The sequence below is a fragment of the Algoriphagus sp. 4150 genome, from assembly GCF_031457395.1.
Taxonomy (GTDB): domain Bacteria; phylum Bacteroidota; class Bacteroidia; order Cytophagales; family Cyclobacteriaceae; genus Algoriphagus.
In genome coordinates, this window is the sequence record NZ_JAVDWS010000002.1 from 219916 (window position 1) to 236482 (window position 16567).

A 16567-nucleotide genomic window follows, 5' to 3' on the forward strand; every position below is an offset into this window, starting at 1 on the left:
GGGTGGTGAACTGTAAAGAATATAGGCGATCAATTCATTAAAAAATCTAAGGTGTCAATACAATAATCCAAAGATCCATATTGGTAAACTTTGCCCTGTAGGGAACTCTATATCATCTTTGACGATCCAAGTGCTATTTGCTGTGGCTTGCTTAGTCGATTTTCCTTTTCCTCCGATCTCGAAATTAAATTGATTATCAACTAGAAAGTCTACTGTTTTGGAGAAATTGACTCTATGGTCTACTTTAATGATGCTATTGAAAAAGGTTTCTCTTACCGTGCCGATTTCAGGTTTGATTTCACTCAGAGCATAGAGATAATTGGTGTTGTTCAAGAATACTTTTTCAGGTTTTTGGAGCGTAGCTACGCTGATCCCTGCCGGATATTGCAAATCGATGAGCCGTGCCTCTGCCAGATATAGCATGTAGCTGCCCATAGAGTTACGGTGGATTTGTGTTTTCTCTGCCAATGCCGAAATATTGGGTTTGAAAGGAACCTGCTGAGCTATGATATAGAGAAGTTGGAGTAATTTCTTGCCATTTCTGATATCAAAACCGCGTATCTCGGCCATGTCATATTCTACTATCGTGCGGATGAGTTGTCGCAGTTTTTTGAAATACATCTCTTCATTTGTGCTGGAGAAAGGATAGTAGCCTGTTTTGAGATAGTCAGGAAAATACCGGAGCGGTTTGAATTCTTTAGGGAGCAATGTCCTGATATTTAAGACAGGATCAAGGATTTGGTCTAGAGTGATTATGGGCAAATCTTGATTGTGGTATAACTTTAGAAATTCCCGATAAGATAAACCGTGCAGTTCATACATTACGGCTCTTCTGCTTAAATCTCCTTCTTCTTTGCTTATATCCACGATCGATGATCCTGTAAAAACGATCTGCAGGTCGGGATACCTATCGTAAAGATTTTTGATTTCTCTAGACCATGTGGGGTATTTGTGGACTTCATCCAATGCAACGATTTTTCCTCCGGATTGGTAAAATCTCTTGATCGTGTCAAGTAGGCTATTGGAGAGAAAAAATAGCTCGTCCAATGAGAAATAGGAAACCTGAACTCCTGCCAGTTTTTTCTCTTTAAGGTATTGAAATACTAAGGTCGTCTTTCCCGTTCCTCTCGCACCTTTAATGCCTATGAGTCTTTCCCCCCAATCTATTTTTTCATACAGATACCGCTTGAAATCAATTCTTGTACTGTCAATCAGTAAATTTGAAATATCCAGTAATTCTTCCATTGCACAATCATTTGTGCAAAAATAATAAATAATGCACAAATAAATATGCGTTATCGGTAAAATTAGCATATTTATTTGTGCAAAATAAAGTGCAGAACTCTATCAACTCTGCGCTTTTGATTCAAATAGCGGATAATTAAGTCGGCAAAGTTGCCAGCCCATTTGCATCCGGTTTGCTTTTCACAACTGCCGTATCATTTAAAATCATTGTCTCCCCGTTTTCGGGAGAATATGGCGGCCACTCCGGAAGGACTCCGACATTTGGATCGCCTGTTTTCATGAAAGCAAGGAGAGAAGCAGACATTTTCTCCGAAAGTTTTCTAGGTCGATCTCCACCTCCGGTATGTGTGTACATGCGGTCGGTATTATCAAACCAAAAACAGATATCTATGCAGTGAAATGCTTTCATTCTACCAGAATACAAGGCAGGCTCCCAGCCAAACCAAGCTAAGTAAACGGGGGATTTTTGCTTCGATTTCGCATTGGCAGCGCTGATTGCCCCTTTTCTATTGGACAAGATCATCGCCCAAAGATCAGCCGGAGAAGCCTCAGGGAAATCTTTGCGATAGGCTGTTATGATTTCTTCAGTGGCATCACCAAAGTTAGGATTCAATTTCTCTGCTACTCCCGCCCAGTCAATTTTCTCCAATTCCGGGGAAGTCCGTGTAGGGTTCCACTCGTGGAATGTAGTGCAAATCAGAAATGGAATATCTGAAGCCAATCCGCTTCCTTCGGAAAAAAACTCTCCCTTCGGAATATTTTTCCCATCCGCTACCGGGCTAAATCCGCCTCGAAAACCGGGCAGCGGATGATCCTTTCGCATTTTTACCAAAGCCGTATTTGCTACATCCAGGTATTCACGCCAAGTAAGTTCCTGCAACTTGTCCACTGTATCGGGAGTCAAGCCGGCTTCCTTCATCACATATTCTCCTAAGGTCTGTGAATAATCCTGATCTGATGCCTGAAGCATAGATCCACTTAGTGCTACACCTTTGTGCACCAAGCCTTTTGCCGCAGGCATCGCCATAGTTGCTGTGACTTTGGCTCCTCCTCCAGACTGACCCATGATGGTGACATTTCCCGGATCACCGCCGAAATTTGCGATATTGTCCCGTACCCATTCCAGGGAAGCGATGATGTCCAGCTGACTTACATTGCCGGAATCGGCATATTTGGATCCTCCGACTCCTGACAGATCCGTAAAGCCAATTGGGCCAAGGCGATGATTGATGGAGACAAACACCATATCTCCTTTTTTACTGAGATTTTCGCCATGATACCCGTCTTGTTCTATGCCGTTTCCATTGGTGAATCCCCCACCATGCAACCAGACCAGTACAGGTCTTTTCTTGCTGTTCAAAGCCGGAGTCCAGACATTTAATTTGAGACAATCTTCACTTAGATCGTCATAGTTCCAGTGATCAGCGAAAGAGTAATCAGGACTGGCATAGCGATTATCCATGATTTGGGGAGCAGTATTTCCCCACCAGATGGTTGGCTTTACTTCAGTCCAGGGAGCTGGCTTTTTTGGAGGCATAAATCTGTTTTTGCCCGAAGTGTCTGCTCCATAAGGAATACCCAAAAATGTATAAATATCATTGAGGATGTAGCCTCTGACTTTTCCGGAATCTGTGTTTGCAATGGCAATGTCATCACCGATTTGCAGGAATTGACCTCGATCGGCATCTGGTCTGGCTGTGGTATTTCCTTTGGAGGAAAAAGGAACCGCAGCGGCTAGACCGAGCCCCGCAGTACCTACACCGACTTTCTTGAAGAATTCGCGTCTATTTGTTTTCATAGTGTTGGGTTTAATGCTAATTGTTTGATAGTAAATAAAATATACTTCAGTATTCGTTAAGTATGGCAATCCGGAGGTAATTCTCTGCACAGTATTATTTGAGTGGACAAATATTGTTTCAAAATGAAAAAATAGATTTAGAGTACAAAAAAACCGGCTACTTTTCAGCAGCCGGTCTTGATTCTCATATCTTGATACTAAAATCTATTTTCTTGGTTCTCGAATCTAATCTCTTGATTCTACTTTATTGTCCCACCATAAAAATCGCATTGCTCAAAATCAGTTTTCCTGATTCCCAGAAACCTCTAAAAATCGGGTCATCTACGAAATAGACGATTTCTCCGCGCCCTGCGTTTTCTACACCTATTGCCATGGATTCGCCCATCGTTGATTTGATTTTAAAACCGATGTAACCGGTTCGGTAAGCATCGTTGTTTGCGATTATTCCTGCATTTGCACCGTTACTGAGGTAAGCAAATCTGTTCGAATTATTTTTGAGTGTATAATATTTTCCGCTGGTTCCATAGCCCAAGGGATGCGTTTCGTCCATGGTGATTTCATAAATTGCTCCTGAGGCACCTCCTGAAATCGCCACACGCTCGCCTTCTTGATAAGGAGCAAGCCGTTCCGCCTTCGCCAAGGAGTCTGCTACTTTTTTTGCAGCATTTTTGTCATCATCCGAATCAAAAGTTTTCAAACCAAATCCCTCTTGATTTGCAAATAAATTCAACGCGCCTTCGATTGCGATCAGCTTTCCGCCGGCGCGAACCCATTCCATCAAATTTTTATGGGCTTGTTCACTTAGTCCTCCTCCACGCATGGATGGCATGATAAGTAAGGTATATTTGCTCAGGTCATAGCGAGCCATTTTATCCAGCTCCAGATTCACGAGGGGATAATTCAGTTCCTTTTCGAAGAAGTGCCATATAGCTCCGTAATTCAGGGAATTAGTTCCTTCTCCACCGACTAGGGCTACTTTTGGCGCCTTGACCACACGGATGTTTGGTGAGCCAAAATCTTTTCCTTTGTCCACATAGCCGCTCATGGTAGTGGCTAATGTCACCTGAAATCTATTGGCAATATCGATGACTTTTTGGTCGAAATTTGGCACATATTCATTTCCGCCTTTGGTGATCATCAGTGATCCTGCCGGGAAGCTTTTTCCTTCTACTTCGAAATCAAACTCATTGAATTTTACCCGAATTCCTTCTTGAAGCAATGCAGATAAGAAAGCGGCATCTCGGGTACCTTGCCAGGCAGCAAGGTATGCAACCGGTGTTTTGTCCACCTGGTTTGCGGTAAATGGCTTTTTCTCATAGGCAGAAGAAGCATCAAGTCTTGTTTCTACTGCGAAAGCTTCCAGTCCATAAGCATAAGGCATAGCCCAGCTCGTGATATCATAGGTGATGCTGTCATGTAGGGCAGGATTTGGTTCAAAAAGCACCTGGGCCAATACAGACTTCGGTTGGAAAGCACTGATAACAATGTCCTGATCAGAAGTTGAAAACGATTCGTTTTTGCCAGTGCCATAGGAAAAGCCTTTTAGTCCTGATTTTGAACCTGCTTTCCCATAGCGTATACCGTTTTTGTCCAGTAATTCCAATAATTTAGCTGTTTGAGCCGGGTTACTCTGCCCTTTGATGACAAATGCTTTATATTTTCCTTTTGGATTGGTGGAGTTGTCTTTGTAAAACTTAGTAAACTCAGTAATTAATTTTTCTGCATTCTGGCTGGTAACTTCCGCAGCCGACATGGCTGCAGTGTAATGGCCTTCAATTCTGGAGCTTAACGTCACGGTGTCACCCACAGCATTATACCCCCCTAGTCCTGCCAAACCGCTTCCTCCTTGCTCTATAGTCATGCCTATAGCTCCATTAAACATGGGGTAGGAATCTCCGTAGGAAGGATACAACAGATCAAAACGCTCTTTGGTGAAGTAGAAGCGCCCGGCTTCATCAAAGTATTTCGCCGTATTTCTACCATATATATCCTGGAATTCATGTTGCCAAGACGTAAGTTGCTCATGCAAAGGCTCCGCGGCAGGAGCCATATAGAATGGGTTGTTGATGCCTTGCTCATGGAAGTCAAGGTGCAATTGTGGCAACCATTGATTGTAAAGTTTCATTCTGGCCTGAGACTCTACTTGTACCTGCCAAGCCCAATCCCGGTTCAGATCAAATAGGTAGTGGTTGGCACGTCCTCCTGGCCAAGGTTCGCTGTGCTCCACAGATTGCAAGTCTGGCTGTAAGGTGATGTTCATTTTCTGATTGTACCACATCGCGTAGCGGTCACGGCCATCTGGATTGATGCATGGATCTATGATGATCACCTGGTTTTTCAGCCATTCTTGGGATTTCTCATTGGTGGGATCTGTCAGTGTATAAAATGATGCGATGGCAGCTTCCATTCCCACGGACTCATTTCCGTGTACATTGAAAGACATCCAGTTGATCGGGACGGAAGTGGAAGGGTCACCATCCAAAATCCCGGCCCTTTTCAGATTGTCCTCACGGATTTGCTCGATCCGGGCCATGTTTTCGGTACTGGATAGTACAGCGATAAATAAAGGTCGTTGTTCGTTTGTTTGGCCGTAATGGATGATTTGTACATTTGGATTATTGGCGGCTACGTGCTCAAAATAATCCACCATGCGGTGATGTGGAGTGAATCTGTCACCTGGCTTATAGCCCAAAAACTGCTCAGGGCTTTTGGTCTGGGCTTGGATGGTCCAGATAATGGTACAAAAGAAAAAGGCAAGGAGTAAGAGTTTTTTCATTGAGTATAATTTTTATTTGGGTGTTCCAATTTAGCTGAAAAAAGAAGAAGCGAAATAGCCGATCAGATAAAAGCCTTAAAATGGAAATATCTTAATCTTAATGAAGGCGATACTCTTGGAAGACCAACTATCACAATTGATATACATTACTTCCGTTGGAGCAAAAGCAAAATTGTGTGTCCACAACTTGTTTTAATGAGTACAATGGTTGAGACTGTTAGGGGCACTTCAAATATGAAATAGTTAAAAGGCTCCCACTTTATTCTTTTTTATCTTTACTTGCTTTACAAGTCTTAAACTATTTATGAAGAGCTTGCTCTATTCGACATTAAGTGCACTGGTATTTTCTACTATAGCTCTACTGTTTCTTTCTTGTGAAGAGCACAGGGAGGAGAAATTTGTAATAGGGTTTTCCCAATGTGTTGCCAACGATGCATGGAGAGATGCTATGCACGAGGAGATGTTTAGGGAGTTGTCTTTCTATCCGAATCTCAGCTTGGAAATAAAGGATGCTAACGGAAACAGTGATTTACAGATAGCGCAAATCCGGGAATTTGAAAAACAAGGGGTTGACCTGTTGATAGTGTCTCCTAATGAATCTGAGCCGATCACTCCTATAGTAGAGGAGATTTTTAGATCAGGCATTCCCGTTATCGTGGTGGATAGAAAGATTAATTCAAATCAATATTCAGCCTACATCGGGGGTAATAATTATGAGATTGGCTACACGGTAGGACAATATGTCCGAAATATTTTTGACAAAGAGGTTAAAATACTGGAAATATGGGGTCTCAGGGGAAGTTCTCCTGCCAGGGATAGGCATCAGGGTCTGATAGATGCTTTAGGTAGTTCGGCGTATGTACTAGTGGACCAGCTTGAAGGGGAGTGGGAGAAGAGCATAGCAAAAGAGAGACTGCGTACCTACCTGTCAGACCAAACAAACCATGGCTTTGACATGATATTTGCCCACAACGATGTGATGGCGATTTCAGCCAGAGAAGTTTGTGATGAACTTGGGATAAGGGGTAAAAAAGTAATCGGGATTGATGCCTTACCGGGGCCATATGCGGGCTTGCAAGCCGTAACTGACGGAGTTCTTAATGCAACGTTTTTTTACCCAACGGGGGGTGATAAAGCGATAGAAGTAGCGTGGAAGATCTTACAAAGAGAAAGCTTTCAGAAAGAGAATCTATTACAAACAGCTGCGGTGGACTCTTCCAATGTGAGGATCATGAAGCAACAGACTGACAGAATTATCAATCAGCAGGCAAATATTTCCAGACAAAGTGAAATGATTGCCAATCAAATTGAAATTTACCAAAGCCAAAAGGGACTGTTGATTGTGTTTGGGATCACCCTTTTCATAGCCATAGTCTCCTTGGCCTATGTTTTCAAGTCACTCAAAGACAAACAGGAAATCAATAAAGAGCTTCAAAATAAAAATGACGAAGTCTTAGAGCAGCAACAAAAAATCATGGACTATTCTAAGCAGGCAGAGGAGGCTACTCAGCAAAAGCTTGAATTTTTCACCAATATTTCACACGAGTTTAGGACTCCGCTAACCCTGATCCAAGGGCCTATAGAAGAAATGCTCCAGAATAAGGATGCCTCAATGTTCAAAAGCGACTTGTTTTTGATTAGGAAAAACACCTACAGATTGCTCAGATTGGTGAATCAGTTGATGGATTTCAGGAAAATAGATGGGGATAAAATGGCCATAAACGCCTCCCAACAAGCCCTGATTCCTTTTTTGGAAGACATCATGTCCGTATTTGGCAAAACTGCCAAGGACAACCAAATCCGCTTCAAATTGATGTGTGAGGAGCCTCATATCAAGCTTTGGTTTGACCCCGCGATGATGGATAAGGTGATCTTTAATTTACTGTCAAACTCTTTTAAGTTTACGCCGCGAAAGGGATTTGTCTATGTGAAGGTTTCCCGGGATATGCCAAGGTATGAAGTCGTCATAGAGGTCGTAGACAATGGAGAAGGAATGAACCATGAGGAAGTTTTGCATGTGTTTGACAGATTTTATCAGGGGAGTTCGGGAGTGAGGAAGGTAGGGACTGGTTTGGGGTTGGCCTTGGCCAAAGAGTTGGTAGAACTACAGCACGGTAAGATCGTTGCCAAGAGCTTCAAGGGAGAAAATACTGTCTTTGAAATTAGGTTGAAGATGGGAAATGGGCATTTCAATTCGGGCGAATTGTCAGAAGGTTCCCCTCTCGGCCAAGTTCTGGACCATGAATCCTATATCTCTGAATACGATGATTTGCAGGAAGAGGAAAGACAACCCGATCTGGCGCAGACAATCTTGATTGTAGAGGATGATCCGGAGATCAGAAATTATCTCAAAAAAAGACTTTCGGGTGAATATAGGGTTTTGGAGGCTGAGGATTGTAGATCCGCACTTTCGATTGCACTGGACGTAGTGCCGGATCTGATTACCTGTGACCTAATGCTGAAAAATGAAGATGGGCTCGATTTAATAAAAAAGCTGAAAGCTGACCCTAAGACATCCCCGATACCGATTATTGTGATCTCTGCCAAAACCTCCCATGAGGATCAACTGAAAGGAGTCAAGACAGGTATAGACGATTATATTACCAAGCCGTTTAACATGGCATTTGTCAAAGAGCGCATCAAAACCATACTTTCAAATAGGTCAAAAATCAAAGCACATTATCTCCATGAATTGCCGGCGTCTGATCCTACGGCTCAAGTGGACAGGTCAGAAAGAAAATTTGTCAATGTCTTTACCTCGTTGATAGAACAGAATATTGGTGACCCCAATTTTGGTGTAAACGAGATCGGCAAGGAAATGGGCTTGTCACGGGGGCAGCTATACAGAAAAGTGAAATCTACCCTAGGCTATAGTGTCAATGATTACATCGTCAAAATCAGATTAAAGAAGGCAAAGTATTTATTGATCAATGACACCTGCGGCATTGCTGAGGTCGCATTTAAAACAGGGTTCAAAACTTCAGCTTATTTTTCTACCGTTTTCAAGAATGCATTTGACTATACTCCGAGTGAATTCAGGGAAAGCCAAGGTCATAAATGAAACAAAATTGAAATTTTGGAACAAATTTGAAATCCTTGGATTTTGATTTGAGACTCCGAAATCGATTGCATGAGGTCTACAGGCCATTTTTTGATGTGAAAAAGTACAGTGAATCAAATTTGTAAGTTATAGGCACACATTCAAAGTGTTTTATTTTGTGATGACTCTACATTGGTTGCAACAATACGCCCAATGAATAGAATAACAATATATTATGCTTTAATAGTGCCGCTGAGCGGGCTTCTCTTTGGATTTGATACTGTGGTCATTTCTGGAGCAAATCTCCCTATAAAGGCACTGTGGAAAACGTCTGATTGGTTTCACGGTTTTTTTATCATGAGTGTAGCCCTTTGGGGGACACTATTGGGAGTTGTATTGGGAAGTATCTCCTGTGATAAGTTTGGCAGGAAGAACACTCTTTTCCGGACTGCCTTATTATTCTTTGTTTCAGCTGTCTGTACGGCGATGGCTACCTACCCACATTTCTCTTCTATAGGGTGCTGGGAGGGTTTTCCCATTTTTTTATCCTTCATGGTTTTACAACTACTGTGTGTGCTTTTCCTCATGCCGGAGACCAAAGTCAGGCCACTCGAATGCATTCAGACAGAATTTATGGCGACTTAAACTCAACCTATTTATAAATCTAAAGCGGATCCCCGTGTCTGCTTTTAAAAGTGATTAATTCAACAATAAACCCCTTAATTCTATGAAAAAACAAGTTTTACTAATCTTTCTGGCATTTCTGTTTGCCTCACCTCTTTTGGCTCAACAAAGAGAGGTGACGGGAACGGTAACTGACAAAACCTTTGGGGACGCGATCCCGGGAGTGACGGTTTCTGTAAAAGGGACTTCAAGAGGAGTTGTGACGGATATTGATGGGAGATATAGCTTGTCTGCTTCCGGTGAAGAATCTTTGATGTTTTCGTTTGTAGGATATACTTCAGTGACGGAGACAGTAGGCAATAGAAGTATTATCGATGTGGCTCTTGAAGAGAACATTTCTGATTTAGATGGGGTGGTTGTAGTGGGCTATGGCAGTCAGAGAAAAGCTGATGTGACAGGGTCAATCGTATCGGTTGATTTAGGACCGGTTTTAGGACAAAGTATGAGTTCCGGTAATGCCATGCAAGCATTGCAGGGACGGGTAGCGGGCTTGATGGTGGAGAAATCAGGAGATCCTTCCGGGGCCAGTTCTAGAGTCCTGATCAGGGGTGTTTCTACACTGGGAAACAATGATCCGCTGTATGTGATCGATGGTGTACCTACCAAAAGACCGGAAGTATTTGCAAGTCTCAATCCAGAGGCCATCGAATCCATTCAGGTGTTGAAGGATGCTTCTGCATCGTCGATATATGGATCTAGAGCAGCAAATGGAGTGATTGTGGTGACCACCAAAAATAGAGCATCAGGTGGAGAGAGCCTAAGCGTGACTGTCAATTCCAATTTTTCCATTCAATCAGAAAAGCAACAGCGCTACAAAATGCTGAATTCAAGACAAAGGGGCGAGGCACTTTGGAGGGCGATGGTGAATGATGGAGCAGATCCCAATACCGGCTATGGAGAGATTTACAATTTTGATTGGAACGGCGATTTTGATAACCCGGTATTGAATGCAGTATCAGAAAGACCATTTGTGGGAGGTAATCCGAATGTCCCTGTAGGAGATACGAATTGGCAAGATGAGATATATCAATTAGGGTATTTGTTCAATAATGAAGTTACCGTATCTACCAATACTGAAAAATCATCGCTGATGATCAATCTGGGGCATTTGAAGAATACAGGTATCATGAAGCACACAGGTTTTGAAAGGTTCAGTGCAAGGATCAATGCGAACACCTATCTGTTTGATGATAAGTTGAGATTCGGAATCAATATGCAGGCTACTAATTCAAATGAAACTCCGGCAGCCAGAGATGTTGGGAATGCACCGACTCCCGGCTTGGCCATTACCTTAGCGCCGACCATTCCGGTTAGAGATTCAAATGGGGAGTTTGCGGGGCCATTGGGAGCAGGTTATTCTGATAGAAATAACCCTCTATTAATGCAGTATTTAAATCGTTGGGATAATAACCGTAAGAATAATTTTTATGGGAACGTATTTGCCGAATGGTTTATTCTTGAGAATTTGACATACAAGACCAGTGTAGGGATTGACTATGGTTCGTTTTTCAGAAGAGACATTGAGCCTACTGTGAGAAATGGGTTTATTACTAGATCAAACAATAGACTGATCCATGATACCAATGAGTTTTCCAGTTTGGTGTTTTCCAATACCCTTAACTACAAGATAGCAACAGGGGTACACAGGATTGATATTTTGGCAGGGATAGAAGCAATTAGAGATGATTTTTCCTCAACAATTGCCATTGCGGATGGTTTTGCTGTTGAGACGAATAGTTACTTTGTATTGGATGCTGCGACAGGAGCCAGAACAAATAATGGGAGAACTACCGGAAATAGGCTGCTATCTCAGTTTGGGAAAATTGACTATGCTTTATCCGATAAGTATTTAGCCTCTTTCACCATCAGACGGGATGGCTCTTCAAGATTTGGCAGAAACAACCGGTACGGTGTATTTCCGGCTGCGACTGTGGGCTGGAGATTAAGTGAAGAGAAATTAATCAAACAAATCACTCAGATTTCGGATTTGAAATTTAGAGCGGGATATGGTGTAGTGGGCAATCAGGAGATTGGAGATTTGGCCAGGTTTGGTCTTTATGAAGCCAGATATGGGCCTAATCAGGCGCTATATGGAGGAGGATTTTTTGAGTTTTATTACAACGTGGGAACAGCCTATGACATTGCAGGAAACGACACGGGGACACTTCCTTCCGGTTTTGTTTCTATCCAGGCAGAAAATCCCGATCTGAAATGGGAAACGACTAAAGAAGTGAACCTAGGCTTGGATTTCAGTTTGTTTGATTATGCTGTGACAGGGTCTTTTGATTATTTCCGAAGAAATACCACCGATATTCTGACTAGGCCTCCGATTGCCTCGGCGATAGGGGAAGGACAGCAAAGAGTGCTTAATGGTGCTTCTACTGAGACGCAAGGTTGGGAACTGATGTTGAGCTACCATAAGAAGTTTGGCAATGGGATAAATTTGACGGTGAATACCAACTTTGGTGCATTCAGGGATAAGATTACAGATTTGCCGGAAGAAGTGAGGGCGGCATTTCCCGGTACAGCCCAAAACTCCATTATTGGACAGTCCCAGTTTTCTATTTTCGGATACAAAACGGATGGACTTTTCCAAAATCCGGAAGATGTAATCAATAGCCCAACTCAAATAGGAGCCCGGCCCGGGGGGATCAAGTTTGTTGATCTCAATGGTGACGGAATTATCGATGCAGATGATAGGGACTTCATCGGCACTACCCTTCCGGCATTGGAATACGGAATTGGGGTGAATTTGAGCTACAAAAATTTTGATTTTGCAATCTTTGGTTCTGGCGTGACAGGAAGAATCGGTCAGGATCCCTACATCTTCTGGAATAATTTCATTCAGGGAAGGGAAAATGCAGGACTTGGGGTGCTGAATGCGTGGACTCCCGAGAATACCAATACGGATATTCCTTCTCTATCCCTTGCATTTAATGACACACAGACGTCGGATTACCTTTTTAGAAACAACTCGTATTTCAAAATCAGAAATCTACAGTTGGGGTATTCTTTACCGGAATCCTTGGCGCAAAAGGTGGGTCGTTTGGGTAGCGCGCGAGCTTACCTTCAGGCAGAGAACCTTTTCTGGTTTACCCCAAAGAACTATATAGGTTCGGATCCGGAGCGTACGGATGTGAACAGAATCCCTGTTCCGACAGTGTATTCATTGGGTTTAAGTATCAGTTTTTAACCAGCAGAAATCATGAAATCGAGCATGTCGAAACCGACACACACTGGGATGATTATTCCATATGCGAGATTCCATAGCCTGCCCCGACTATTCGGGGTGACCATTGAAAATCAAAATATAAACACATGAAAAAATCATTAAAATATAGCTTCATTCTAGTTTTTCTTTTGAGCGCGGTCTCGTGCTCAGATTTTCTCGAATACGAACCCCGGGGAGTATTGTCAAGTGAAAATGTCAGCACACCTGCCAATGCAGAATCACTGGTGATCGCTGCGTATGCAGGGATTGGCAATGACGAGATGATAGGGCCTATCACCAGCTTGTGGGTGTATGGGAGTGTCAGGTCTGACGATGCCTACAAAGGAGGCGGCGGCCGGGGAGATGTGGGCGAAATCGACAGATATGAGCAATATAACCTGACCATTCCCGACATGGGAGATGCCATGGCTCCAAGGACATGGACAAATTACTATAAGGCCATTTCCAGAGCGAATTTTGCTTTGAGGGTAATCAACGAAATCCCTTTGGAAGATTATCCAAACAAGACAATCCGTGAGGCAGAGCTGAGATTTTTGAGAGGGCACTCCCACTTTATGTTAAAAATGCTCTTCAAAAAAATCCCGATCATCACCGAGGATCTGACTCAGGAAGAAATCGCCCAAGTTACCAATGACATACCCAATGATGATTTATGGGATAAAATTGCCGAGGATTTCTTGTATGCCTACGATAATTTGCCTCAGTTTCAAGACGAAACGGGGCGGGCAAACAGAAACGCTGCTGCAGCCTATCTGGCTAAACTGAGACTTTATCAAGCTTATGAGCAGGATGATCAACACCAAGTGGTCAATATCAATAGAGACAGGCTGGAAGATGTGATCCGGTATGCGGATGAAGTGCAGGGCTCTTTGGAGCCTGATTATGGAAACAATTTTCTGGATGGATTTGATAATGGTCCCGAATCCATTTGGGCAGTTCAGTTTTCCATCAATGACGGTACAGTGGTGAGTAGAGTTAGCTATGTGACAGGATTGAACTCACCACACGGGACGGATTTATATGGATGCTGTGGCTTCCATCTTGCCAGTCAAAATATGGTCAATGCCTTCAAAACAACAAGTCAGGGTCTTCCTTTATTGGATGACTTCAACAGCCAGAACATATTTGATGCAGTGAGTCCAAACGGAACCACTCCGCTGGCATCAGGTATGACAATAGATCCTAGACTTGATCATACTGTAGGTATTCCGGGCAGACCGTTCAAGTATAGAAACACACTCAATAGTCAAGGAGATATGGTTTACAACTTTTCTTGGGCTAGAGATCCCGGAGTTTATGGGTATTTCGGAAATATGAAAGAACAACAAGCACCTGATTGTAGCTGCTATGTAAAGGAAGGCCCATTCATGGGGACATCCAAAAATATCGATTTCATCAGGTATGCAGATGTGTTATTGTTCAAAGCGGAGGCATTGATCCAGCTGGATCAATGGAATGAGGCACTACCAATTATTAATCAAATTCGGGAACGGGCCGGTCAAAGTACATCAAGGCCTTTGGCAGCCGGAGCGAGTGATGTCTATAAAGTAGCCCCTTACGCATCTTTCCCAAGTAAAGATTTTGCTCTCAAGGTGTTAAAATTTGAAAGAAGGCTTGAGTTTGCCATGGAAGGTCATAGGTTCTTCGATTTGGTAAGGTGGGGAGAAGCCGCTCCTGTACTAAATGCATATTTGGATACGGAGAAGCAAAGAAAGGATTTCTTAAGTAACGCAAGGTTCACAGCAGGAAGGGATGAATACTACCCGATCCCTCAGCGTGAAATTGACTTCACAAAAGGGGTATATACTCAAAATCCCGGATATTGATAAAATTGATAGACTACATGCTGTTGGTTGACCACAGGTATGTAGTCTATTTATATATAGCTACTACTGTATATCGGGAACCATATGATCTGTACAGATTCAAAATAAAAACATTATGAAATCGAGCATGAGGCTGTCTCATAACTCATAATTGTCACATTGAGCGAAGTCGAAATGGGCTTAATTAGTGCATAAAAGGCTTCGACTTCGCTCAGCCTGACAAAAAAACCTACTTATGAGACATCTTCACACTGGAATGATTATTTGCCATGCGACCTGCCTGCCGCCTTTAGGCAGGGATTCCATAGCCTGCCCCGACTAATCGGGGTGACCGCTAAAAACAAATTATAAACACATGAAATCGAGCATGTCGAACACGACACACAGAGGAGTGATTATTCACCTGGCGAGATTCCATATGGCCACTGAAAAACAATTATAATCATATGAAAACTAAAAATATTAAATACCTTTTTGTGGCACTGGCAGTGGTACAGTTTTCCTGCCAGCCTCAGGAAAAGAACACTTCGACTATTGCAGACAGGGGAAGTGCTTTTGACGAGCCTTTCCGACCCCAATACCACTTTTCCCCTGCTGCCAATTGGATGAATGATCCCAATGGTATGGTTTATTACGAGGGAGAATATCACCTGTTTTACCAGCATCATCCAGACGGGAATACTTGGGGACCTATGCACTGGGGGCACGCTGTTTCCGCGGATTTGGTACACTGGGATCATCTGCCAATAGCAATCTTTCCCGATGAACATGGGACTATTTTTTCAGGATCTGCTGTAGCTGATCTCAAAAACACTTCCGGTTTAGGTACTGAAGACAATCCACCTTTGGTAGCGATTTTCACCTATCATAATGCGGAAGCAGAGCAAGAAGGGAAAATTGACTTCCAAACACAAGGTATAGCCTATAGTGTGGACAAGGGAAGGACGTGGAAGAAGTATGAAGAGAATCCTGTACTGAAGAATCCCGGAATCAAGGATTTCCGTGACCCAAAAGTAGATTGGGTCGAAGACAAAAGCGGTGGTGGACAGTGGATCATGAGTCTTGCCGTTAAGGATAAGATCTCCTTTTACAGCTCCCCAAATTTGATAGACTGGGCACATCAGAGTGATTACAATCCTTCATGGGCAGCCTATGGCGGTGTCTGGGAGTGCCCAGACTTGTTTAAGCTGAAGACCCCTGAGGGAAGTGATAAATGGGTGCTTATTGTGAGTATCAATCCAGGAGGCCCCAATGGAGGTTCTGCTACCCAATATTTCATAGGGGATTTTGATGGGAAAAATTTCAGGGCAGATGATGAGCAGGTAAAATGGCTTGATTACGGAGCGGACAACTATGCGGGAGTGACTTGGTCCAATGTACCTAAGGAGGATGGAAGAAGGCTGTTTATTGGCTGGATGAGTAATTGGCTGTATGCCAATCAGGTACCTACCGAAATCTGGAGGTCTGCCAATACTTTACCGAGATCGTTGGAGATTTTTGGCAGCAAAGGCAACTATTTATTAGCGTCAAGACCTGTAGAGGAGATCGAAAAAATCAGGGCTTTACCTGAATCGCTCAAAGGAAAGGAAATCAGTATTTCCAATGAACTTACTGAACTGGAATTGGAACTGGACTCAGATGAATTTGAACTGATTTTGTCCAATGATAATGGCGAAAAAGTAACCGTTAGCAAGAAAGGAAATGAGATTTCTGTGGATAGAAGCCTGTCCGGTCTGACAGGGTTTAGCGAAGAGTTTGTAAACCTCCACACCGCGCCTGATTTAGGCTTGGATTTGAAGAAGCTCCGGGTATTTATAGACAGATCTTCCTTGGAGTTGTTTTTCAATAACGGAGAGCTTGTTCTGACGGAGATTCTATTTCCGGAATCACCATACACCAAGTTAACGACAAATGGATTTAACGAAACCGTGAAAATTCATACACTAAAATCAGTTTGGTGAATTAA

The 16567-nt window shown here is 43.0% G+C and carries 8 protein-coding genes; 5 read left to right on the top strand and 3 right to left on the bottom strand.

What is annotated here, in order from left to right:
* Positions 1–54: 54 nt before the first annotated feature.
* The 3 genes from J2X69_RS04290 to J2X69_RS04300 form a co-directional block, all read right to left on the bottom strand.
* A complete protein-coding gene (locus J2X69_RS04290; RefSeq protein WP_310098964.1) occupies positions 55–1245 on the bottom strand; it encodes an AAA family ATPase in 1191 nt (396 codons plus the stop codon).
* Between the two features lie 136 nt (positions 1246–1381).
* The gene (locus J2X69_RS04295) at positions 1382–3043 is read right to left on the bottom strand and encodes a carboxylesterase family protein (protein ID WP_310098967.1); all 1662 of its coding nucleotides are present in this window, start codon (positions 3041–3043) and stop codon (positions 1382–1384) included.
* A 244-nt stretch (positions 3044–3287) separates the two neighbouring features.
* The gene (locus J2X69_RS04300) at positions 3288–5819 is read right to left on the bottom strand and encodes a M14 family metallopeptidase (RefSeq protein WP_310098970.1); all 2532 of its coding nucleotides are present in this window, start codon (positions 5817–5819) and stop codon (positions 3288–3290) included.
* Positions 5820–6123: 304 nt separating this feature from the next.
* Between J2X69_RS04300 and J2X69_RS04305 the strand changes: the two genes are divergently transcribed.
* The 5 genes from J2X69_RS04305 to J2X69_RS04325 all read left to right on the top strand — a co-directional run bounded on the left by J2X69_RS04305 (position 6124) and on the right by J2X69_RS04325 (position 16562).
* On the top strand, positions 6124–8880 hold the full coding sequence (locus J2X69_RS04305) for a substrate-binding domain-containing protein (RefSeq protein ID WP_310098973.1): 2757 nt from the start codon (positions 6124–6126) through the stop codon (positions 8878–8880).
* Positions 8881–9072: 192 nt separating this feature from the next.
* Entirely contained in the window at positions 9073–9504 is a 432-nt protein-coding gene (locus J2X69_RS04310) for an MFS transporter (RefSeq protein WP_310098976.1), read from the top strand.
* 82 nt (positions 9505–9586) lie between these two features.
* The gene (locus tag J2X69_RS04315; RefSeq protein ID WP_310098979.1) at positions 9587–12736 is read left to right on the top strand and encodes a TonB-dependent receptor; all 3150 of its coding nucleotides are present in this window, start codon (positions 9587–9589) and stop codon (positions 12734–12736) included.
* Between the two features lie 125 nt (positions 12737–12861).
* Positions 12862–14601 (top strand): RagB/SusD family nutrient uptake outer membrane protein, encoded by a 1740-nt coding sequence (locus J2X69_RS04320; protein WP_310098982.1) that lies wholly within the window; start codon positions 12862–12864, stop codon positions 14599–14601.
* Between the two features lie 446 nt (positions 14602–15047).
* A complete protein-coding gene (locus J2X69_RS04325) occupies positions 15048–16562 on the top strand; it encodes a glycoside hydrolase family 32 protein (protein ID WP_310098984.1) in 1515 nt (504 codons plus the stop codon).
* The last annotated feature ends 5 nt before the right edge of the window (positions 16563–16567 follow it).

What these genes read in the sequence shown, in the direction of transcription:
- J2X69_RS04315 (WP_310098979.1), top strand. Translation starts at nt 9,587, where the DNA reads ATGAAAAAACAAGTTTTACTAATCTTTCTGGCATTTCTGTTTGCCTCA.
- J2X69_RS04305 (WP_310098973.1), top strand. Translation starts at nt 6,124, where the DNA reads ATGAAGAGCTTGCTCTATTCGACATTAAGTGCACTGGTATTTTCTACT.
- J2X69_RS04290 (WP_310098964.1), bottom strand. Translation starts at nt 1,245, where the DNA reads ATGGAAGAATTACTGGATATTTCAAATTTACTGATTGACAGTACAAGA.
- J2X69_RS04325 (WP_310098984.1), top strand. Translation starts at nt 15,048, where the DNA reads ATGAAAACTAAAAATATTAAATACCTTTTTGTGGCACTGGCAGTGGTA.
- J2X69_RS04320 (WP_310098982.1), top strand. Translation starts at nt 12,862, where the DNA reads ATGAAAAAATCATTAAAATATAGCTTCATTCTAGTTTTTCTTTTGAGC.
- J2X69_RS04300 (WP_310098970.1), bottom strand. Translation starts at nt 5,819, where the DNA reads ATGAAAAAACTCTTACTCCTTGCCTTTTTCTTTTGTACCATTATCTGG.
- J2X69_RS04295 (WP_310098967.1), bottom strand. Translation starts at nt 3,043, where the DNA reads ATGAAAACAAATAGACGCGAATTCTTCAAGAAAGTCGGTGTAGGTACT.
- J2X69_RS04310 (WP_310098976.1), top strand. Translation starts at nt 9,073, where the DNA reads ATGAATAGAATAACAATATATTATGCTTTAATAGTGCCGCTGAGCGGG.